Source organism: Brevibacillus nitrificans (genome assembly GCF_003710965.1).
Lineage (GTDB): Bacteria > Bacillota > Bacilli > Brevibacillales > Brevibacillaceae > Brevibacillus > Brevibacillus centrosporus.
On the sequence record NZ_RHHU01000028.1, the window covers coordinates 66678 to 86984 of the forward strand.

19 protein-coding genes and 1 riboswitch are annotated in these 20307 nt (G+C 52.0%); of the genes, 17 read left to right on the forward strand and 2 right to left on the reverse strand.

Features of this window, described 5'->3' with window-relative positions; genetic code table 11:
- Window positions 1-3 precede the first annotated feature (3 nt).
- Together EDM59_RS30225 and EDM59_RS30230 are read left to right on the forward strand one after the other, a co-directional pair.
- The gene (locus EDM59_RS30225) at window positions 4-1323 is read left to right on the forward strand and encodes an NAD(P)-binding domain-containing protein (protein ID WP_122926976.1); all 1320 of its coding nucleotides are present in this window, start codon (window positions 4-6) and stop codon (window positions 1321-1323) included.
- A gap of 36 nt (window positions 1324-1359) precedes the next feature.
- Window positions 1360-1851: an arsinothricin resistance N-acetyltransferase ArsN1 family A gene (locus EDM59_RS30230; RefSeq protein WP_122926977.1), complete on the forward strand. Its 492-nt coding sequence runs from the start codon at window positions 1360-1362 to the stop codon at window positions 1849-1851.
- 72 nt (window positions 1852-1923) lie between these two features.
- On the opposite strand, the gene EDM59_RS30235 is transcribed toward EDM59_RS30230, so the two are convergent.
- Window positions 1924-2358: a DUF488 domain-containing protein gene (locus EDM59_RS30235; protein ID WP_122926978.1), complete on the reverse strand. Its 435-nt coding sequence runs from the start codon at window positions 2356-2358 to the stop codon at window positions 1924-1926.
- 187 nt (window positions 2359-2545) lie between these two features.
- Between EDM59_RS30235 and EDM59_RS31815 the strand changes: the two genes are divergently transcribed.
- The 15 genes from EDM59_RS31815 (at window position 2546) to EDM59_RS30310 (ending at window position 18579) form a co-directional block, all read left to right on the forward strand.
- Entirely contained in the window at window positions 2546-2818 is a 273-nt protein-coding gene (locus tag EDM59_RS31815; RefSeq protein ID WP_122926979.1) for a heterocycloanthracin/sonorensin family bacteriocin, read from the forward strand.
- Window positions 2819-2983: 165 nt separating this feature from the next.
- Entirely contained in the window at window positions 2984-4894 is a 1911-nt protein-coding gene (locus EDM59_RS30245; protein ID WP_122926980.1) for a putative thiazole-containing bacteriocin maturation protein, read from the forward strand.
- A complete protein-coding gene (locus tag EDM59_RS30250) occupies window positions 4894-6837 on the forward strand; it encodes a TOMM precursor leader peptide-binding protein (RefSeq protein WP_122926981.1) in 1944 nt (647 codons plus the stop codon). The genes EDM59_RS30245 and EDM59_RS30250 overlap by 1 nt, the downstream gene beginning before the upstream one ends.
- A gap of 22 nt (window positions 6838-6859) precedes the next feature.
- Window positions 6860-8428: a SagB family peptide dehydrogenase gene (locus EDM59_RS30255; protein WP_122926982.1), complete on the forward strand. Its 1569-nt coding sequence runs from the start codon at window positions 6860-6862 to the stop codon at window positions 8426-8428.
- A 192-nt stretch (window positions 8429-8620) separates the two neighbouring features.
- Window positions 8621-9052 (forward strand): hypothetical protein, encoded by a 432-nt coding sequence (locus EDM59_RS30260; protein ID WP_122926983.1) that lies wholly within the window; start codon window positions 8621-8623, stop codon window positions 9050-9052.
- Window positions 9053-9160: 108 nt separating this feature from the next.
- The gene (locus EDM59_RS30265) at window positions 9161-9790 is read left to right on the forward strand and encodes a YHYH domain-containing protein (protein WP_122926984.1); all 630 of its coding nucleotides are present in this window, start codon (window positions 9161-9163) and stop codon (window positions 9788-9790) included.
- 144 nt (window positions 9791-9934) lie between these two features.
- Complete coding sequence (locus EDM59_RS30270; protein ID WP_122926985.1) at window positions 9935-10681, forward strand: DUF6946 family protein; 747 nt, start codon at window positions 9935-9937, stop codon at window positions 10679-10681.
- A gap of 48 nt (window positions 10682-10729) precedes the next feature.
- Window positions 10730-12556, forward strand: a complete 1827-nt coding sequence (locus tag EDM59_RS30275) for a phosphoenolpyruvate hydrolase family protein (RefSeq protein ID WP_122926986.1) — start codon at window positions 10730-10732, stop codon at window positions 12554-12556.
- 174 nt (window positions 12557-12730) lie between these two features.
- A complete protein-coding gene (locus tag EDM59_RS30280; RefSeq protein ID WP_122926987.1) occupies window positions 12731-13972 on the forward strand; it encodes a Tm-1-like ATP-binding domain-containing protein in 1242 nt (413 codons plus the stop codon).
- A 43-nt stretch (window positions 13973-14015) separates the two neighbouring features.
- Window positions 14016-14849 (forward strand): phosphoenolpyruvate hydrolase family protein, encoded by an 834-nt coding sequence (locus tag EDM59_RS30285; RefSeq protein WP_122926988.1) that lies wholly within the window; start codon window positions 14016-14018, stop codon window positions 14847-14849.
- Between the two features lies 1 nt (window position 14850).
- On the forward strand, window positions 14851-15261 hold the full coding sequence (locus tag EDM59_RS30290) for a cupin domain-containing protein (protein WP_221176075.1): 411 nt from the start codon (window positions 14851-14853) through the stop codon (window positions 15259-15261).
- 238 nt (window positions 15262-15499) lie between these two features.
- Complete coding sequence (locus EDM59_RS30295; RefSeq protein WP_122926989.1) at window positions 15500-16222, forward strand: amino acid ABC transporter ATP-binding protein; 723 nt, start codon at window positions 15500-15502, stop codon at window positions 16220-16222.
- 31 nt (window positions 16223-16253) lie between these two features.
- Entirely contained in the window at window positions 16254-17063 is an 810-nt protein-coding gene (locus tag EDM59_RS30300; protein WP_122926990.1) for an ABC transporter substrate-binding protein, read from the forward strand.
- A 69-nt stretch (window positions 17064-17132) separates the two neighbouring features.
- Window positions 17133-17801, forward strand: a complete 669-nt coding sequence (locus EDM59_RS30305; protein ID WP_183193081.1) for an amino acid ABC transporter permease — start codon at window positions 17133-17135, stop codon at window positions 17799-17801.
- A gap of 46 nt (window positions 17802-17847) precedes the next feature.
- A complete protein-coding gene (locus tag EDM59_RS30310) occupies window positions 17848-18579 on the forward strand; it encodes an IclR family transcriptional regulator (protein ID WP_122926992.1) in 732 nt (243 codons plus the stop codon).
- A 55-nt stretch (window positions 18580-18634) separates the two neighbouring features.
- Here EDM59_RS30310 and EDM59_RS30315 read toward each other — a convergent pair whose 3' ends face one another.
- Window positions 18635-19885, reverse strand: a complete 1251-nt coding sequence (locus EDM59_RS30315) for a sensor histidine kinase (protein WP_122926993.1) — start codon at window positions 19883-19885, stop codon at window positions 18635-18637.
- 196 nt (window positions 19886-20081) lie between these two features.
- A riboswitch (SAM riboswitch) is annotated at window positions 20082-20203 on the forward strand.
- Window positions 20204-20307 lie beyond the last annotated feature (104 nt).

Consider the following 20307-nt stretch of genomic DNA (forward strand, 5'->3'; position numbering starts at 1 on the left):
AAAATGAAACTGCCAGTTGCGATTATCGGTGGAGGTCCAGTCGGGTTTGCTGCAGCTGCCCAGCTTTTGGAGCGAGGAGAGTCTTTTGTTCTTTTCGAGGCAGGAAGCCAGGTCGGTGCGAGCGTGTTGGAGTGGGGGCATGTTCGGATGTTTTCACCTTGGGAATACAATATGGATGCATCGGCCACGCGACTGCTGTCCACGCATAAATGGGAGGCTCCAGATGGAAGCGGCATCCCGACTGGACGGGAGCTCATCGAAAAGTATCTGCAACCACTGGCTGCCCTTCCAGAGATCGCTCCTTTCATTCACGTAAACAGTCAGGTGATCGCAGTCGGGAAAAAAGATTTGGATAAGATGAAATCAAAAGGCAGGGAGCAGGCACCGTTCGTCGTACGCTATAAACAGGATGGCCAAATCCGGCAGATCGAAGCAAGAGCGGTAATCGACGCCTCAGGTACATGGAAGCAGCCCAATCCGCTTGGAGCAGGTGGCGCTTTTGCTGTAGGCGAGGCAGAAGCAGCTGATCGGATTACTTACGGCATTCCCGATGTGTATGGCAAACAGCGCGGACGCTATGCCGGAAAAAGGGTTCTCGTCGTAGGCAGCGGTCATTCAGCAATCAATACGCTTCTTGACCTGAATCGGTTGAAAGAAGAAGTGCCAGCGACTGAGATTATGTGGCTGTTGCGGAAGAAAGACGTTCGCGAGGCGTACGGGGGAGGGGAGGCAGACCAGCTGCAGGCACGCGGCGCTTTGGGAACAGCGATTCAAAGCCTGGTGGAGAGCGGGCGTGTGAGCGTACATACCCCTGCCTACATCCAAGAAGTTTCAACAAAGAACGATGGGGTAGTCGTAACGGGGGTGTGGAACGGCGCTCCCATGCGGCTGGATGGCATCGACGAAATCATCACCAATACCGGTTCAAGACCTGATGCCCAGTTTTTACGGGAGGTCAGATTTCAGCTGGACGCGTCTATCGAGTGTGTGCCAGCTTTGGCAGAGCTGATCGATCCGAACCTTCATAGCTGCGGTACAGTGAGACCGCATGGAGAAAGAGAGCTTCGTCAACCGGAAAAGGATTTCTACATCGTGGGCATGAAGAGCTACGGACGTGCGCCAACGTTTCTTTTGGCAACGGGCTATGAGCAAGTAAGATCGGTAGTGGCAGCTTTGGCAGGAGATTGGGAAGCAGCAAAAAGAGTCGAGCTTTCCTTGCCGGAGACGGGGGTTTGCAGTGCAGGAGGACCGCTTGTTGATCCTGCGGCAGGTACCTCTTGCTGTGCTCCTGCACCGATAAAGACGTCCCGTTGCTGCGGATAGCACGAAAAAGCAAAGCTGGAAGAAGGAGTGACCGAAATGGACGTAACGATACGTACAGCAAGAGAAGCAGATCTTGCAAGGATCTTAACGATTTACAATCAGGGAATCGCAGATCGGATCGCTACGCTCGAGGTCGAAGAAAAGGACGACGCCTACATCCAGGCATGGTTTGGCGACCATCAAGGGCGATACCAGGTGCTGGTAGCCTGCATACAACAGGAAGTGGTCGGATGGGCGTCCCTCAACCGTTACTCAGCACGCAGCGCCTATGATGGTGTCGCGGACCTGTCCATTTACATCGAACGCTCCTACCGGGGAAAAGGAGTGGGGGGAGCCTTGCTGGAAAAGCTGGAGGAGGCCGCCCGCTCCGAGCGATTTTACAAGATCGTGTTATTTACGTTTCCGGTTAACGGCTTGGGGCAGGGACTCTATCGCAAAAGTGGGTATCGCGAGGTAGGCGTCTTTCAAAATCAGGGCATTCTGGATGGGAAATTTGTAGATGTAATGGCGATGGAAAAGCTGCTCTAGGAATGGAGGAGCCGATCGGCAATACGTCAAAAAGTGCAGGGCTGCGATACCAGCTCCCTGCACTTTTTCTTTTTACAAATGAACGATTTCAATCCGGGGGTCAAACTCGCGCAAGTACTCGACGACCAGCTTTCTGTGACAATGATGCGGCTTTTCCTCACTGCACAAAAAGCAGGGGACACGGTCGCCCAGCCATTCGTTCATTTTCGTTTCGACTTTGCGCTCCTGCAGCAAGTCCAGAAAGGTCTTTTCGAATTCTCCCCACGGAATCTCTTTGGACTTGATCGCCTTTAGCAGCTCTTCGGTAGGGGCCAGGGAAAGCTCATGTATGTAATCGATGCTGAGCAGCTCCAATATGTAGGACAGGTCTTCCTTCTTGGCAAATCCGGCCAGCTGAGACGTATTTTGCAGGCGTGTGTCAATGACGCGATCTACTTTATGCTCTTGCAGGGCAGTGGCAAAGGTACGAAGTGATTTTTTGGAAAATCCGATTGTGGTCAGTAGCATGCAGCGCTCCCTTTCTGGCTTGTGGCTTGTCTTCCTATTGTAATACAAAAATTCTGTCAATAAACACGTCGTTGCTTCTGCTAATCAAAAATAGGCGTTTGGCGCAGTCACCTCTGATAGGCGATGCGACATACACCTATGGTATAACCGCGATGGGTATTTGTGCAGGAGGGTTACCCGTTCGTTCATGCTGGAGGTGGAAAACGTGGATGAATTTAAAAATGAGCTAAAAAAATTAAAGGTGGATAAATTCAAAGGCGGAGAGGTCAAACCTTGGGATCAAGAAAAGGACAAAGATGCGATGATGGTTCGAGGCAGATGCGGAGGAGGCTGCGGGCGCTGTGGGGGCTGCGGAGGTTGTGGCCGCTGTCATAGCTGTTCGTGCAGCTGTTCCTGCAGTTGCTCGTGCAGTTGTTTCTGCAGTTGTTTCTTCCCGTGCTTCTTTAACTGCTTCCGCTAATCCTTCCAAACGATTTTCAAGAGGGCCTCTGCAGAGGTGGAAGAACATCTGCAGAGGCCCTTTCCTGTGTGCGGATCTGGCATGACGGACAAAGCGTCGTACATAAGATTACGTGAAAGCGTTCGATCAAAAGAACAGGAACGGCTTACGGTTAGGAGGAGCGACATGAAGAAATTGACCCCTTCTATGCGCCTGAAAGTGAAACGGGATACGTTTTTTCTACCTGACCCAGAAGGCAGCGTGTATTTTCGCAACAATGTAGGCTCCTTTCGCATGGAAGGAAGCATGATTGACCAGTGGGTGGAGCAGCTATTGCCGATGTTCAATGGCGAGCACACGCTGGAGGAGCTCACAGATGGTCTGCCAGATGAGTACCGGGATCGGGTCATGGACATCGCCGACAGCCTGTTTCAAAACGGGTTCGTCCAGGATGTCAGCCAGGATCGAAGCCATTCTTTGACGGACAAGGTCCTCGAACGGTTTGGATCCCAGATTGAATTTCTAAGTCATGTGGCTGATTCGGGTGCCTATCGCTTCTCGTGCTATCGACAGTCGAAGGTAGCGGCAGTAGGTGCTGGTCCCATGCTGGCCTCTCTGGCTGCAGCTCTTCTGGATTCGGGCTTGTCCCATTTTCACGTTTTGCTGACGGATTCGATGGAAACCGATGAGCGGCGGATTGAGGAGCTGGTTGCCTTTGCACGGAAAACGGATCCGGACGCAGCTATCGAAGTGCGCAGGGTAGAGCGGCGGGGAGTAGAGGCTTGGCGGGAGGCAGTCCAGCCCTTTGAAGCGATCTTGTACGTATCGCAGACCGGGAGCCTGGAAGAGCTGCAAACGATCCAAGCCGCCTGCCAAGAGGAGAGGAAAGCCTTTTTGCCGGCTATTTGTCTGGAGCAGGCAGGTCTTGCGGGTCCGCTGGTGACACCAGGCTCCAATGGCAGCTGGCAGTCGGCGTGGAGGCGGCTGCATCAGTCGGCCATCCAAAAGGCATCGGAGCATCACTGCTTTTCCGTCACGGCAGGTGCCATGTTAGCCAACGTCATCGCATTTGAATGGTTTAAGACAGCGACCGAGGTGGTAGATTCGGAGCTGAAGGAGAAGGTCTTTTTGTTAAACCTGGAGACGTTGGAAGGCAGCTGGCACTCTTTTCTGCCCCATCCCGCTGCGACAGGAAAACCGCAGCTGAACTGGACAGAGCAGGTGGAGGTGCTTCTCGAGCAAAAGGACGAAAAGCAGACAGCGTCAAAAGGGCTGATGTCCTACTTCCGTGAGCTGACTTCGCCAGAGACGGGCGTTTTCCATCTGTGGGAAGAGGGGGAGTCGATACAGCTGCCGTTGTCCCAATGTCTCGTGCAGGTGGCGAATCCGTTGTCCAGCGGGCCAGCCGAGCTGTTGACTGAGAAGGTTTGTTCAGGCATGACCCACGAAGAGGCGCGCAAGGAAGCGGGACTCGCGGGAATCGAAGCCTACGTTTCGCAATGGATTGCGGAAGCGGTGCCAGGCGGGAAGATCGGTATAGGAGCGGGAGAAACGGTCGAAGAGGCATTGGCACGAGCGATACAGCATTGCCTGTCAAAAGAATGGGAGGCTCGGCTGGAGACGGAAAATTCCGTGGTCAAACAAATTCAGATCGGGGAGATCGAGGATGCACATTGCCAGTTCTACCTGAAAGCTCTGACGACGCTAAGAGATCAGCCCAAGGTGGGCCAGGGAGCGCTTGTGCACGGCTTTCCCGTCGTTTGGGTGGGGATACGTGAAGGCTGGTTTGGCAGTGTTGGTTTGAATGTCACGCTGGCTCTACGCAAAGCCTTGCAAGCAGCACTTTTGCAGGTGCAGAAAGACTGGGGGCAATTGCCTGCGACTGCCTCTCGCGTCCTTTGGGAAGAGCAAGAGCCCGAGCTGTACAAGATTCCGGCGTGCGCTGAGGATGACCAGCAGGAAGTTCTCAGGTCTGCTTTGCAAACGCTGCAGCAACATGGGAAAAGGCTCGTTTGTTGCGATGCAGCCGTGGAGCCCTTTTTGAAAGAAGAGCTGGCCGGTGTATTTGGTGTCATGCTGCGGGAGGAGGAGGTCTGATGAGCGCTGTAGTGGTAGTTGTCGGAGCGGGCCAGCTGGCAGATCTCGTCTGCAAGGAGCTGGCTGTCCATTACGTTGTCGTGCGCCAGCCAGATTGGAGGTCCTCTTTGCCCCGAGAGGCAGATTTGGCGCTGCAGCTGCACGATGGCTGGCAGCCTTTCGCTCACCTGGAGGCAGAGGAGGGAGCGAGGTCTTATGGAATTCCCTGGCTGCGTGGTTTTGTCTCTTTTGGAGAAGGAATCATTGGGCCGCTGGTGCGCCCAGGTATGACCGGTTGTTCACAGTGCGCGGACATGCGAATGCTCATGGGGGGACGAGACAGAAAAGAGATGTGGGAGCTGCATCAGCGTGTTCGGGATCGCGGCAGTATCGCGAAAGACGCTTGGGCATCGCGTAGCGGTCTTCTGCATATGTCCCATCTGCTCGCAGCGGAGACGAAGCGAGTGCTGCAGGGTGAGCAGGCACACACGGAAGGGCATATGTACCTGATCCATCTGAAAACGCTCAAGACTTCGCGTCACTTTTTCCTGCCAGATCCATCGTGCAAGGTGTGCGGGACGCTCCCGGAGGATTCCCCTGAGGCCGCCCGAATCGTTTTGCAGCCGAGTCCAAAGCTTGGGCCAAGCAGCTATCGCTGCCGCTCTCTGGATGATCTGAAAAAGGGAATTAAGAGGGACTATCTGGACTACCGGACAGGCTTTTTGAACGGGAAAATTCGCGATCTCGTGTCTCCGTTTGCAGACGTGAGCGTCAACCTGCCTCTGTTCCAAGGAGACGAAGGGACCGCTGGACGAACACACTCCTACGCAGACAGCGAAATGACCGCGATATTGGAAGGCTTGGAGAGGTACTGCGGCATGGCACCGCGTGGCAAACGGACAGTCATCCGCGACACCTACCGCAATCTCAGAGGTCAAGCGCTTGATCCGACAACAGTAGGGCTGCACACAAAGGAACAGTATGAGCAGCCGGGGTATCCGTTTACTCCCTTCGATCCGGATCGTTCCTTGAACTGGGTGTGGGGCTATTCCTTTGCGCAGGAGCGGCCAATCCTGGTACCGGAGCTGCTGGCCTATTACAGCCTCGGCTTCGGGGAAGGTTTTGCTTTTGAGACCTCCAATGGGTGCGCGCTCGGCGGGAGTCTGGAGGAGGCGATTTTCTACGGCATTCTGGAAGTGGTGGAGCGGGATTCCTTTCTGATGACCTGGTATGCCAATCTGGGGCTGCCCCGATTGGATCCATACTCCGCACCGGATCAGGAGCTGCGTTTCATGCTGGATCGACTGCAGGCGGTGGCGGGCTATGAGGTTCATTTATTTAATGCCACGATGGAAAACGGGATTCCCAGTGTCTGGACGCTGGCAAAAAATACGAGGAAGGAGGGGCTCAATGTCATTTGCGCAGGGGGTGCCCATCCTGATCCGATCCGCGCGGTGAAAAGCTCGATCTATGAAGCGGCCGCAATGGTACTTACCTTAAATGATAAATTCCAAGCGAATCGGGATACGTACCTGCAAATGCTGCACGATCCTGCCAAGGTGCGAAAGATGGACGATCACTCGATGCTGTATGCGTTGCCAGAAGCAGAAGAACGCCTGCACTTTTTGCTGAATGACGAGCGGCCACTGCGGACGTTTGCCGAAGAATTCAAGCAGCCGGCGAGGCATGCGGATTTGACCGAGGATGTAAAGGATATGCTCCAAAGGTTCCAGCAGCTCAAGCAGGATGTGATCGTGGTCGATCAGACGACCCCCGAGATTTTGCGAAACGGCCTGCATTGCGTCAAGGTACTGATCCCGGGGATGCTGCCGATGACATTTGGACACCATCTGACACGCTTGTCCGGGCTGGATCGGGTGCTGCGCGTTCCGATGGAGTTGGGGTATACAGCAGAGCCGCTCACCTATGAAAAGCTGAATCCACATCCGCATCCGTTTCCATAAGCGCTGTCGAGGAGGGAGCTGGATGAGTCTCGAGGCATTCTTGCACGAACTGCATGCTGGATTGGATCGCACAAAAGCTGGCGACTATGAAATCGATTGGGATGACGCGCCGCTTCCCTATAAGCTTTACCGCGGCTTGCCTGCCGTAGCGCTGTCCGCAGATATTCCGCTGACGCTGGATGAGCCTGTGCATCAACTTCGTGCCAGACCGGAACTGCGAGAATTTGGACATTTTCTCTGGTACGTCTATGGCATCACCCAGCTCAGCCAATCGCCATTTGCCCAGGGGGGGACGACGCAGTCAGCCCGAAGATTCGTTCCCTCGGGCGGTGGCTTGTATCCGAGTGAGCTTTACGTGTATCTAAAGGTAGCGGGGGCACCCAGCGGAATCTATCATTATGATGCTGCTCACCATCGACTCGTGTTGCTGCGGTCCGGTCACTTCGACTCGTACGTGGCTCGTGTATTGGGGAACCGCTGCGATCTTACGAAGACCTTTGCTACCGTATTTGTCTCGACGATGTATGGGAAGAACTTTTTTAAATACTACAACTTCTCCTATCGTCTGCAAGGTCTGGATGCAGGTGCCGTCATCGGGCAATTGCTGGAGGTGGGCAAACGGTTTGACTACGAGGCGGGCGTGTACTTTCAGTTCCTGGATCGGGCTGTCCATCATTTGCTGGGGGTGTCTGAGCAGGAAGAGGCTGTGTACGCAATCATCCCTTTGTCAGCAGAGAGGGGAGCGGCTTGGCTGGCGGATGGGAAATCAAAAGTCGAACGGATCACTGCTGATGACGTGTGCAGGGAGCTGCCTGCCATCGAGCATGAACACTTCGTCCGGTCAAGCAGAGCAAAGGAGCACCCGCTGCTCTTACGCATGAATGAGTCGGCGCAGTATGAATCTACGGAGCAATTTCGCTGCTTGAGGGGAGGAGAGGCCGCAGATGAAGAGGGAGCGATACGGCTGCTCCCTCAGACAAAGCGACTGGAGTACGACCTCGCTGCGGCGAGTAGGCAACGGTATTCGCCGGAGCAGGATTTTGTCTTGGGCAAAGTCACAATGGAACAGACAGCTGCCTTGCTGCAAGAGGCGACAACTGCTCTGCGATACCGAAATGACCTGGATGAGCAAGAGGATGGTGCGTTTTCACGTCTGTGTTTGTATAGCTGTTTATTCAGCATCGAAGCAGTCGAGGATGGGGCTTATCGGTACGATGCCAAGCGTCACGGCCTATACGCTGTGCGCCCGGGCGATCATCGGCTTTGGCTGCAGTATGCGATGGCGGTAGACAATGTCAATCTGATGCAGGTGCCAATCTGTATGCACATAGCGGGGAATAACGATCATCTTATCTCAGCGTTGGGCTATCGAGGCTACCGCATTCAACAAATGGAGGCAGGCATGCTGGTTCAGCGAGTGCTTCTGACAGCAGCAGCACTCGGTCTGGGAGGGCACCCGCTGCTGGGCTATGATGGGAATACGTGTGATGAGCTATACGGGCTGGGGCCAGAGGGGAAAACGAGCCTGATTCAAATCCCGGTTGGTCCTTATCGCCCTCGCCCAAGGCTACAGGGAGGCCTGCACACCTAATAAACAAAAGGAACGAAGAGGTATCGAAAAGCTGGCCAAGTAGGCAGCTTTTTTTATGGCAGTTTGTCTTTCCTGCCAAGCATTCTCATTTGGGATAGCCTGTTTGGGGTATAAAAGGAGCCTTTCAGAATATGATGTCGTCTAGGCATTGGAGGCTGGAGATAGGACGGGCAAGTGGAGGGGGGGGAAGGGATGAGGAACATAACGACGCTTCTCGTCATGCTGCTGGCGAGCAGGTACGACGGCCCAAAACAGGCAAGCATCCGCGACGCAATCCCTCCCCTGCCTTTCCCGGAGCGCATTCGGCTGGTAGAGCAATTTTCTCGCATTGATGAGTTTGATTCTGGAGAAGAGCCTGATGGGAGACAGCTAAAGAAGCTGCAGCGTCATTCCAGCCGGAAAGATTATCGCCGTGTGCTTCTCCAGTTTTTTGTCCGGGAATTGGGTCACGAAATTGCTTTTTTTCAAACCATCGAGCAGCAGGAGCAGTATCGCCACCTATTAGTGGTTACAACCGATGAATGGCTGTACAGCGTCTCGTTGAGGCAATGGCCACAGTACAAGGAAATTTGGACGGTTGATATATATGGCGGGTGCTTGCTGGTGGATAGAACAGAGATTTGAAAGACATAGTAATAGATTCTCAAAGAGGAACCAAATGTTAAAAATTCCTATACAAAAGAAAATATTGTAAAATGGTCGTGCTGTACATAAATTTATTAGGGGGATTATATGAAATACTTCTATCATTTTATTGTGTTACTAACATTACTCCTTGTCCCTTTCAACATGGTCGATGCACATCCGGGGCGGACTGATGCAAATGGAGGACATACTTGTCGTACCAATTGTGAGAAGTGGGGACTTCAGTACGGTCAATATCATTATCACAATGGCGGTTCGACTTCGAGCGGAGGATCTCAACCCAAACCATCAACTGTAAAACCTGCTCCAGCACAAACTGCAACTCCAGTCGTTCAAATGAAAACGATTGTAGCAGTTGATCAGGCGAAAGTAGTGGCTTATCCGAATAGTACAGAAGCGGTAAGTGCATTATGGTATGGGTTTGAGATCAGTGATGAAGGAAGCTATGATGATCAGTTTGTGAAAATTGCACAGGGCTATGTGTCGAAGTTGGTATTGACTCAATATACAGTAACCCAGGCGAAAACTGTTACAATAGCCACTGACAAGGCTTATTTTTTTGCTACACCGGTTGCAACTAGCACGGTGAGAGGGAGCACAATAAAAAATACGCTAGTTCAGGTGGTAGGAGAGAGTAACGGATTTTACTATGGGTCATCCAAAGATGCAAACGGGAAAATACTCGTCGGTTTCGTTGCCAAAACAGTTGTGAAGTAAAGCATAGCAGTGAAGGAGTCTTCCGGATGGAAGCTCCTTTTTTAATTCTATTGTATTTAGCAGGAAATCACTTCTTCCAAAGGGAAAAGGGATACATATTGAGCTGGAGTCTAAAATACCTCTTATTTTAGATAGGAGTACGTAATGATACTAAACTCCCCCAACGGAAAAAACATCGTCAGCGTAGAAGACTGGTTCTCCTATGCCCCTCCTTTAAAAGGTGAAGATCAATGGAAAGAGGGGCGAAGTGCCAAGGAGCTGGCGAAGGCGTGGTTTCGAAATGAAACGGCACAAATGCCCCACGAGATGCTCACCTTATTGGAATCCTATCCAATTACGCGTGGTGCAGTAGTAGAGTACGGGATGATAGAAAAAGAAACCACTCTTGACGATTTTCACGGAAGCGGCAGAAAGCATGATTTGGTGCTGTCAGGTACGAATGCTGCAAAGGGGTTGCTTATCGCAATAGAAGCTAAGACGGATGAACCTTTTGGAAAGAGGATTGGAGATTACCTTACTGCGAGCGTTAAGGCAAATCCACGGAGTCGTGTGCCTGATCGAATCAGGCAACTTGCTGAAGCGATATTTAGTCATACGGAAGTCGAGCATTTGCGCTACCAATTACTCCATGCTGTGGCTGGTACACTGATTGAGGCGCAATTGCAAAAGGCAGCTCATGCGGTATTGATCATACATGAATTTGTGCCACCAACGGGCAAAACGAAGAAGGCGGAACAAAATGAAAGGGATCTACAAGCTTTTGTTGGGGAATTGTTACAACGCCGAAAGATTGAAAAGGGGAAACTAGTTGGCCCTATACATGTCCCGGGCGGTGGAAGGATCTCTCCACATATTTCTTTGTATCTTGGAAAGATCGAAACAAATTTGTAACCGGATGACATAGAGTTTCGCCTATGCCCAGAAAGGAGTCCTCTCCCCATGAATCCAAAAACAAACATCCGCAAAGCGCTCACAGACTCCCTCCAAAAGCGCAAACCGCTTATTGGTGTCGCGACTGGCTCTGGTTTTTCTGCCAAGCAGGCTGTGGCGGGCGGTGCGGATTTGCTGCTCGTGCTGCACGCGAGTCTGTTTCGCAATGCCGGCGTGTCCTCACTTGGCTCCCTGCTGCCTTTTGCCAACAGCAATGAGATGGTGATGCAAGTGGGAACACGGGAAGTGCTGCCTCATGCCGGGGAGGTACCTGTCGTTTTTGGCGTGTGCGCGACCGATCCTACGATCCATCGTCCCGTGCTGATCGACCAGATCATGGGGGCGGGCTTTCAAGGGGTCAATAACTTTCCTTCCGTGGGACTGATCGATGGTACGGTAGGAGCCATGCTGGAGGAAGAAGGCTTCGGTTTTCAGCAGGAAGTGGATTTTTTGGCGGAGTGTGCACAGCGGGGATTGTTCACTATCGGGTTTGTCTTTACGGAAGAGCAGGCCCGTGCGATGGCGAAAGCGAATGTCGATGTCATCTGCGCTCACTTCGGGTGGACGATTGGCGGGGGGACCGGGATCAAGCACGGGATGAGCATTCCGGAAGCGGTAGATTTGGCAAATCGCATTTTCCGCGCTGCCAAAGAGATCAATCCCGAAGCTCTGCACATGGTATACGGAGGCCCGATCGTCTCACCCGAGCATGCCAGTCATTTTTATCTGGAGACGAGTGCAGTCGGTGTCATTGGCGGCTCGACCTTTGAAAGAATCCCTACAGAGGAACGGATCAAGGGCGTCATCGGGGAGTTTAAAAGAGTCGGGGTTCTGGCAGAGGAAAATCGCTATCTCAAAAAAGAATTGATGAAAAAGATGCGCTTCGACGAGATCGTGGGTCAAAGTCGGGCGATGCAGGAAATATACGAGATCATCAGCAAGGTAGCCGGTAAAAACGTCAATGTCCTGGTACAAGGAGAGAGCGGAACCGGAAAAGAGCTGATCGTGCGTTCCATCCATTACAACAGTGACCGCTACAAGCATGCCTTTATTAAAGTCAATTGCGCTTCACTACCTGAGCAGCTATTGGAAAGTGAGCTGTTCGGTCACGAGAAAGGCTCGTTTACAGGAGCGATTCAGCAGCGCATCGGTCGTTTTGAGCTGGCTCATCAAGGCACGCTGTTCTTGGATGAGATCGGGGAAATGAGTCTGGTCACGCAAGCCAAGCTTCTCCGCGCGATCCAATACCGCGAGTTTGAACGGGTGGGCGGGAACAAGACGATCAAGGTCGATACGAGAATCGTCTGTGCAACAAATCGGGATTTGTGGAAAGCGGTACAGGAAGGCAGGTTTCGCGAGGATTTGTTCTACCGCCTTAACGTGATTTCCATTCAAACAATCCCGCTGCGTGAGCTAAAAGAAGATATTCCCCTGATGGTCAGTCACTTCCTGAAAAAGATCAACGAGAAATTCCAAGGGGATGTCAGTGGGGTGACCGCACCCGCGCTGGATGCTCTGCTGGCTTATGATTGGCCGGGCAATGTCCGTGAGCTGGAGCATGTTTTGGAGCGTGCGGCTGTCTTGTGCGAGGAAGATCGGATCGGGATCGCGGATCTGCCAGCGTATATTCAGCAAGCCGCACCTGTCACGGGCGAAGCGGTTGGCGAGGGAGATTTTGCAGACAAGCCTTTGCAGTCCGTGGAAAAGGAATGGATTCTCGAGACGCTGCGCAAACACGCCTGGAACCGAACGAAAACAGCGGAAGCACTGGGCTTTACCCGCCGAACACTGTTTAACAAAATGAAAAAATACGGTATTGAGCCCATTCCCAAATAAAAGAGCGATTCGTTCTTTTGCTTGGGAATTTTTTTCTCACGCTGAGTATGAGAATGGGAAAATTTTTTCTCACACCAATGACGAATAAGCACAGCATACGGGACAACGAGGTTGGCATGAGAGTTGCTTTCAATATTCATGGGACACCAATCCATGGGAAGGGGAAAGTGGCAGATGGGACAACAAGTCACACCGACAGTCGTGCTGCTTGGCACATTGGATACAAAGGGAATCGAGTATGGATACATTCGAGAGCGCTTACATGAGAACGGTGTGAACGTGATCCTGATGGATGCGGGCGTGTTGGGCGAGCCAGCCGTTCAACCGGACATCTCGAAAGAAGAAGTCGCCAAGGCAGCGGGGTACGATGTGTATGAGCTGCTGGAGGCAAAAGACCGAGGGGCCGCAATCAAGGCGATGGCTGCGGGAGCGGCGAGCATCGTGGGGCAGCTGTATACAGAAAAAAGGCTGCAGGGAATTCTGGGACTCGGCGGTTCAGGGGGTACGGCGCTGATTACGCAGGCAATGCGTGCGCTGCCGATCGGTGTTCCCAAGCTGATGGTCTCTACGATGGCCTCTGGTGATACGCGTCCTTATGTGGGGGAAGTCGATATCACGATGATGTATTCCGTCGTGGATATTGCAGGCATCAATCAATTCTCGGCGCAGATTTTGTCCAACGCAGCAGGAGCGATCGCGGGAATGGCCAAAGCTTCTGCACCTGATCTGACAGGCGGGAAAACCCTGGTTGCCGCGACGATGTTTGGGGTGACGACACCTGCTGTCGAGGAAGCGCGCAAGCATTTGGAGGAGCGCGGCTACGAAATCCTGGTTTTCCATGCGACAGGAACGGGCGGGCAGTCCATGGAAGCGCTGATGCGAGACGGCTTCATCAGCGGCGTGCTCGATTTGACCACGACCGAGCTGGCAGATGATCTGGTAGGCGGCGTGCTGTCTGCCGGTCCGCAGCGTTTGGAAGCAGCGGGAGAGCTGGGGATTCCGCAAGTCGTGTCGCTAGGTGCGCTCGATATGGTGAACTTCGGGCCGAAAGATACCGTTCCAAAAGCGTTCCAAGACAGACTGCTGTACGAGCACAACCCGACCGTGACCTTGATGCGTACGACCCCGGAGGAGTGTGCAGAGCTGGGACGCCGTATCGCGCTCAAGCTGAATCAGGCGAAGGGACCTGTGTCGCTATTCGTTCCCTTGCGCGGAGTTTCCATTATTGCGAAGGAAGGTCAGCTGTTCCACGATCCGGTCGCTGACAAGGCACTGATATCAGCACTGTACGAGCACCTGGACACGACAGTAGTCGAGCTGGTGGAGATGGATACCGATATCAACGATCCTGCGTTTGCTCGTGCGATGGCAGAACGCCTGCATGAGCTGTTCCAAGCCTCTGTGACGAGGCAGTAAGCACATTTCATCTGGGCAATGACAAAAGGAGGACCTATCAATCATGATGACACGCGAACAAGCGCTAAGCGTATTGCGAAAAGAGATCGAAGAAGGACGGCCGATTATCGGCGCGGGAGCAGGAACGGGACTGTCGGCTAAGTCGGCTGAAGCTGGCGGCGCAGACCTCATCATCATTTACAATTCGGGGCGCTACCGGATGGCAGGACGCGGCTCGTTGGCTGGCCTCTTGCCTTATGGCGATGCCAATCAGATCGTCGTGGAAATGGCAGGAGAAGTGCTGCCAGTCGTCCAAAAAACGCCGGTTCTCGCAGGGGTGTGCGGGACTGACCCGTTCCGTCTGATGCCTGTTTTCCTCAAACAGCTGAAGGAGATGGGCTTTACAGGCGTACAGAACTTCCCAACGGTCGGGCTGTTCGATGGCAATTTCCGTGCGAATCTGGAAGAGACAGGCATGGGCTACGATCTGGAAGTGAATATGATCCGTCACGCCCATGAGCTCGGCTTGCTGACAGCGCCTTATGTATTCGATGAGGAACAGGCGAGAGGGATGGCGGAGGCGGGAGCGGATATTCTCGTACCGCATGTGGGCTTGACCACTTCTGGCACGATCGGGGCAAAAACGGCACTGACACTCGACGAAGCTGTCGAGCGCGTACAGGCGATGCACGATGCTGCGAAAGAAATCAATCCAGACATCATCGTGCTGTGCCACGGAGGTCCGATCGCGGAGCCGGACGATGCGGCCTACGTACTGGAGAGAACGACTGGCGTGGTCGGGTTTTTCGGGGCGTCGAGCATGGAGCGGCTGCCTACTGAAGTAGCCATTTCTACGAATATGCGCAAATTCAAATCAATCGGACACGGAGGGGAATAATGTGAAACAAATCCATCCAAACGATGTTTCTACGCATTCCTTCGACTGGGGCATGATCAAGTGGATGATCACGCCTGACCAGACGGAAGGGGCAAAAGTCACCTTTGGGGAGGTCATTCTGCTGCCTGAACAAGGGCATGACCGGCACAATCACCCGGATGCAGAGGAAATTTTGTACGTCCTGTCGGGGGAAGGGCAGCAAATGATCGGAGATGAAGAGCCTTTCTCCGTAAAGGCGGGGGATGTCATCTACATTCCGCAGGCTGTGTTCCACTCGACGTATAACACCGGGTGGGAGCCGCTGCGCCTCTTGGCCTTCTACAATCCGGGAGGGGCGGAAAAAGGCTTGACCACGCTGCCGGATTTCAAAGAGGTACCTGCTGGGCAATTCCAGAGATTCACTCGCCCATAAGCAAGAAGCATCATCAGAAGGGGAGCTGTCCCGAAAGCCGTGATTACTGGCCAAGGGATAGCTTTTTTTTGCATGAAGACCACTCGCACCATTCACAAAAACGAATAAATATGCATCTATCAGATTTTTCTTGAATATCAGAAAAAATATAAGTATAATTTAAAAATAGAAACTGTTTCCGATATTCGGAAAAGTATAGAAAATCCATCCGATAGTCCATAGACAGGGGGATAGCAGGATGATTGAGGTTAAGCATCTTGTGAAGTCATTTGGTTCCTTGACTGTACTGAAGGGCGTTACGCTGACCGTACAGGAAAAAGAAGTCGTTGTTTTGCTCGGTGCCAGCGGTTCAGGAAAGAGTACGTTGCTTCGATGCCTGAATTTTCTGGAGGTCTATGACGAGGGTGAAGTGTGGGTCGGCGGCACTCAGATCGATCCGTACAAATCCAATTTGAATCAGTTTCGGGCGGAAGTCGGCATGGTGTTCCAGCATTTCAACCTCTTTCCGCACAAGACTGTTTTGGAAAACGTCATCGAGGCACCCGTCTATGTCAAACGAATGAACGTAGCTGAAGCGAAAGAGCTGGCTTACGAGCTGCTGAAAAAAGTAAATATGCAGGATAAAGCGGACGTGTATCCAGATATGCTCTCCGGTGGACAGAAGCAGCGGGTGGCTATCGCCAGAGCGCTTGCGATGAAGCCGAAAATCATGCTGTTTGATGAGCCTACATCAGCGCTCGACCCCGAGCTGGTGGGGGAAGTGCTGCAGGTCATGAAGCAGCTGGCAAAGGAAGGCATGACGATGATCGTCGTCACCCACGAAATGGGATTTGCCCGTGAGGTGGCCGATCGCGCGGTGTTCATGGACAACGGTCAGATTCTGGAGCAGGGTCCTCCAAATACCTTCTTTGAAAATCCGCAAAACGAACGGACAAAGCAATTCCTGGGAAGCATCCGCTAAAGATAAATAAACGATACTGGGGGAAATAAAAATGAAAAAGGCAAAATGGACAGGCATTCTGTTGTCGACTGTATTGATGAGCTCCCTTCTTTTGGCTGCGTGTGGTTCGCAGCAGTCAAGCAGTGCTCCAGCAGCAGGCGGGCAAGCTGACTCTGGCAAAAAGGACTTTACCTATGCGATGAGCGGCGTGTACAAGCCGTTTAGCTTCAAGGAAAACGGAAACCTCACAGGCTTTGACGTAGAAATTGGACAAGCTCTGGCAGAGAAAATGGGCATGAATGCCGTACCGATCACGAATCCGTTTGAGACGATTATTCAAGGACTCGACTCGAAAAAATACGATTCCATCATCGGGAGCTTGACGGTGACGGAGGAACGCCAAAAGGCTGTATCCTTTACCAATGCTTACTATCGTTCCGGTTCGCAGATTTTCGTACAAGAGGGCAATACCACGATCAAATCCAAAGAAGATTTGAAAGGGAAAAAGATCGGGGTAGTGAAAGCCTCCAACTACCTGGATTGGGCGAAAAAGCTCACGGATGAGGACAAAATCACGACCTATGACAGCGATATTACAGCGCTGCTCGATCTTCCAACCGGACGCTTGGATGCCGTGATTACAGACCAGGTGGTAGGTCTGCGCTTCATCAAAGAGGGCGGCGGTAAAGTGATGGATGTGGGCGAACCACTCAGCTTTGATGAACAGGCGATCGCAGTACGCAAAGGGGATCAGGAATCCGTAGATCGCATCAACAAGGCGCTGGATGAGATCATCAAAGACGGCACGTATGAGAAAATCAGCCAAAAATGGTTTGGTCGCAACATCTTGCAGAAGCAATAAGGCGGGTTACGGGGTGTCCAGGCTGGACGCCCCCATTTTTCAGCTACATGCGAGGAGTGATCTTACGTGATTCTCGACATTCTTCTATCCAGTTATCCCCTCTTTCTGAAAGCGTCATGGCTCACGCTCAAGCTGACGGCAGTTGCGCTCTTGCTCGGCTGTGGAGTGGGCCTCGTCATTGCTTTTTTCCGGATTTCCAGCTCCAAGGTACTGAACTACATCGCGCATATTTACATCACGGTCATTCGCGGCACACCGCTGATCGTGCAGATTGCCATTTTGTATTTCGGGATATCCAATCTGGTGACGCTCTCCCAATTTTGGGCAGGGGCGATTGCCTTGGCTGTTCATAATGGCGCCTATATTGCCGAAATATTCCGTGGGGCGATCCAGTCGATTGACCGCGGGCAAATGGAGGCTTCGAGATCTCTCGGGATGTCTTATCCGCTCGCGATGAGACGCATCATTTTGCCACAGGCGTTCCGCCGCGCAATTCCTTCCTTGGGAAACCAGTTCATTATCGGGTTGAAGGACTCGTCTCTGGTGGCATACGTAGGAATGCAGGATCTATGGGGAACGGGTCTGAGCGAAGCGGCCTCGAACTATCGCCAGCTTGAAACCTACATGGTAGTAGGCTTGTATTACCTGGTTATGATTACGATCTTCACTTACTTTGTGAACAGGCTGGAAGGGCGGCTGTCTACCGGTCGCACTTTCGAAAAAGCAAGCCAAGGATAACAGTGTGGCAGCGTAACCAGCGCATGGCCAAAGAGGGCGGGGGACTATGGTTCAATCAATCGAGCGGACGATGAAAATTATCCGGGTGCTGATTTCCGACGAGAAACAAGCTTGGCCAATATCCGATTTGGCGAGTGCTACCGGATTGCCGATCAGTACGCTTCACCGGTTTCTCGATTCGATGATGCAGTTCGGTCTGGTCGAGCAGGAGCCGGTCACCAAGCATTACAAGGCAGGCTACACGTGGATGGAAATCGGTTTCACCCTGCATAACCGAATCAATTTTCGCTACGTGGCGAGGCCGATTATGGAGGAGCTTGCTCACGAAGTCGAAGAGAGCATCTTCTTGAGCGTGCCAGCCGGGTATGATTCCATTCCGATCGAAAAGGTAGAGAGTCCGTTGAAGATTCGCATTGACGAGAACATGGGCGAGCGGATCCCACTGACCATCGGTGCCCCGAATAAGGCGATTCTCGCTCATTGGAAGCCAGAGGAAGTGAGAAAGGTCGTCGCAGCTCAGCTCGCTCCTGCCCTGCAGCAGCCGTTTCTTGATCAATTGGCGCATGTCAAAGAGACAGGCTATGCGATTAGCTACGGGGAGAAAACGGAAGGGACTGTCGCGGTGGCGGCCCCTATCTTCAGCTACGGAAATCAGATTGTGGCGGCACTGTCGATCAATGCCCCCAGCTTTCGCGTGACAGAAGATCGCATGTCTTTTTTGATTGAGAGAGTCAAAGAAAAGGCCGCGACGGTCTCCGCGAAAATCGGCGGAGTCTAGCAAACGGATCTTTTGGAATGAAAAAATCCCCATCACCCGACCTGGGTATGGGGATTTACTCTTGATAAGGGAAGATGATCGAAAATTTTGTGCCGACATTTGGTTTACTGTTCACGGTCACGGTACCACCGATTGTGTGGATGACATGATAGGAATACGTCAGACCAAGTCCGGTTCCACTCGACTTAGTAGAAAAATAAATGGACCCCAAACGCTTCATCTGGCCCTCATCCATTCCTACGCCGTTATCCTTGATGATGAGAATCGCTTTGCCTTCCTCGACTACCAGCGACAGGAACACTCTCCCTTTCCTTACGTTCGTACAGGCTTCAATCGCATTTTTGATAAAGTTCACGAGCACCTGCTTGATCTCATCCGGGTTGGCCATGATCGTGACGGATATATCAGGTGTACGCACTTCCAATTCGACATTGTGCAGAATCGCAAAAGGCGACATCACAGCTCGCATGACCTTTAACAGCTCTACGACGTTAACCTGCTCATGCCGGTTTGTCAAAGGCTTGGAAATAGCCAGATACTCCGAGAGAATCACTTCCGTGCGCTGGATTTCGTCCATGCAGATGTTCATATACTGGGCGCTTTTGGTGAAGTCATGCGGATTCTCCTGCATCAAACGCAAGAAGCCTTTTACGGCCGTTAGCGGGTTTCGCACCTCATGAGCGAGCGAGGCTGCGACATGACTCATCGTTTCGATTTTTTCATTTTGCGCATGCTTGATAAAGATCTCCTTGTCCGATACGGATTTACTGAACAGGGACATCAGAATCCAGATACCGAGCGTGTTTTGCAAGGGGATGACCAGCATGTGATACGTCAAATGTTTAACAAAATAGTGGGGGAGGTAGAAGTAGGTAAGCGTTAAGGCGATGATGGAAAACAATACGCCCGCCAATATTGTGAAAAACGTTTTCCGGTGAGTAGTTTTGTAGGTTCTGTACATGAGGAGGGACACCGAAAAGGAGAAGACGGAAATGACCAAGGCGATAAACGAACCATCGCCGCCCAGGTAGAGTCGATAAATGACGAATTCGCCCAGCAAAATCAAGCCTGTCTGGACACCGCCATAGACAAGCCCGAAAAACATGATGACGTAGCGAACGTCAAAGATGACCCCTTCTACTACGCTGGAAGAAAACGTCATAGCGAGGAATAAACTGATCGAACTAGTAACCAGGATGAAGGACTGGCTAAAATTTCTCATTTTATCCCGGTAGTAGATATTGAACAGGACAAAAGGGATCAGGACAAAAAACATTTGAAGAATGACTTCTTTTAATAGGCTCATCGTGCATCTCCACCGCAGACTGGCTCTGAATCATCCACCGTTAATTCGACACGGCATACGACAATCCCTCCAAAGATTCGAGTATCAAATTTGTCACAATAAAGAAACATCTCCTAAAAAAGTCCTAGTTGACAGGTGGGCAATGGATTGATTATAGTCTGTATATATTCAAGAAACGTTTTGAAAATAATAACTACTCTTATCCAGAGAAGGCTGAGGGAATGGCCCTATGAAGCCCGGCAACCTAGCACGTGAGATTTTTTGTCTCCCGCGCCAAGGTGCTAACTCCACCAGGTAGAAATACCTGACAGATAAGAGGCGGAATATCGTGCTGACGATTTTAGCCTCTTTCTGGTGGAAAGAGGCTTTTCTAATGGGCAAAAACTAGCTCCTTTCTGCGATGAGTTCACAAAAAAAGGGGG

Coding starts and splice junctions, on each gene's coding strand:
- EDM59_RS30225 (WP_122926976.1), top strand. CDS start 4: ATGAAACTGCCAGTTGCGATTATCGGTGGAGGTCCAGTCGGGTTTGCT.
- EDM59_RS30230 (WP_122926977.1), top strand. CDS start 1,360: ATGGACGTAACGATACGTACAGCAAGAGAAGCAGATCTTGCAAGGATC.
- EDM59_RS30235 (WP_122926978.1), bottom strand. CDS start 2,358: ATGCTACTGACCACAATCGGATTTTCCAAAAAATCACTTCGTACCTTT.
- EDM59_RS31815 (WP_122926979.1), top strand. CDS start 2,546: ATGCTGGAGGTGGAAAACGTGGATGAATTTAAAAATGAGCTAAAAAAA.
- EDM59_RS30245 (WP_122926980.1), top strand. CDS start 2,984: ATGAAGAAATTGACCCCTTCTATGCGCCTGAAAGTGAAACGGGATACG.
- EDM59_RS30250 (WP_122926981.1), top strand. CDS start 4,894: ATGAGCGCTGTAGTGGTAGTTGTCGGAGCGGGCCAGCTGGCAGATCTC.
- EDM59_RS30255 (WP_122926982.1), top strand. CDS start 6,860: ATGAGTCTCGAGGCATTCTTGCACGAACTGCATGCTGGATTGGATCGC.
- EDM59_RS30260 (WP_122926983.1), top strand. CDS start 8,621: ATGAGGAACATAACGACGCTTCTCGTCATGCTGCTGGCGAGCAGGTAC.
- EDM59_RS30265 (WP_122926984.1), top strand. CDS start 9,161: ATGAAATACTTCTATCATTTTATTGTGTTACTAACATTACTCCTTGTC.
- EDM59_RS30270 (WP_122926985.1), top strand. CDS start 9,935: ATGATACTAAACTCCCCCAACGGAAAAAACATCGTCAGCGTAGAAGAC.
- EDM59_RS30275 (WP_122926986.1), top strand. CDS start 10,730: ATGAATCCAAAAACAAACATCCGCAAAGCGCTCACAGACTCCCTCCAA.
- EDM59_RS30280 (WP_122926987.1), top strand. CDS start 12,731: ATGGGACAACAAGTCACACCGACAGTCGTGCTGCTTGGCACATTGGAT.
- EDM59_RS30285 (WP_122926988.1), top strand. CDS start 14,016: ATGATGACACGCGAACAAGCGCTAAGCGTATTGCGAAAAGAGATCGAA.
- EDM59_RS30295 (WP_122926989.1), top strand. CDS start 15,500: ATGATTGAGGTTAAGCATCTTGTGAAGTCATTTGGTTCCTTGACTGTA.
- EDM59_RS30300 (WP_122926990.1), top strand. CDS start 16,254: ATGAAAAAGGCAAAATGGACAGGCATTCTGTTGTCGACTGTATTGATG.
- EDM59_RS30310 (WP_122926992.1), top strand. CDS start 17,848: ATGGTTCAATCAATCGAGCGGACGATGAAAATTATCCGGGTGCTGATT.
- EDM59_RS30315 (WP_122926993.1), bottom strand. CDS start 19,885: ATGAGCCTATTAAAAGAAGTCATTCTTCAAATGTTTTTTGTCCTGATC.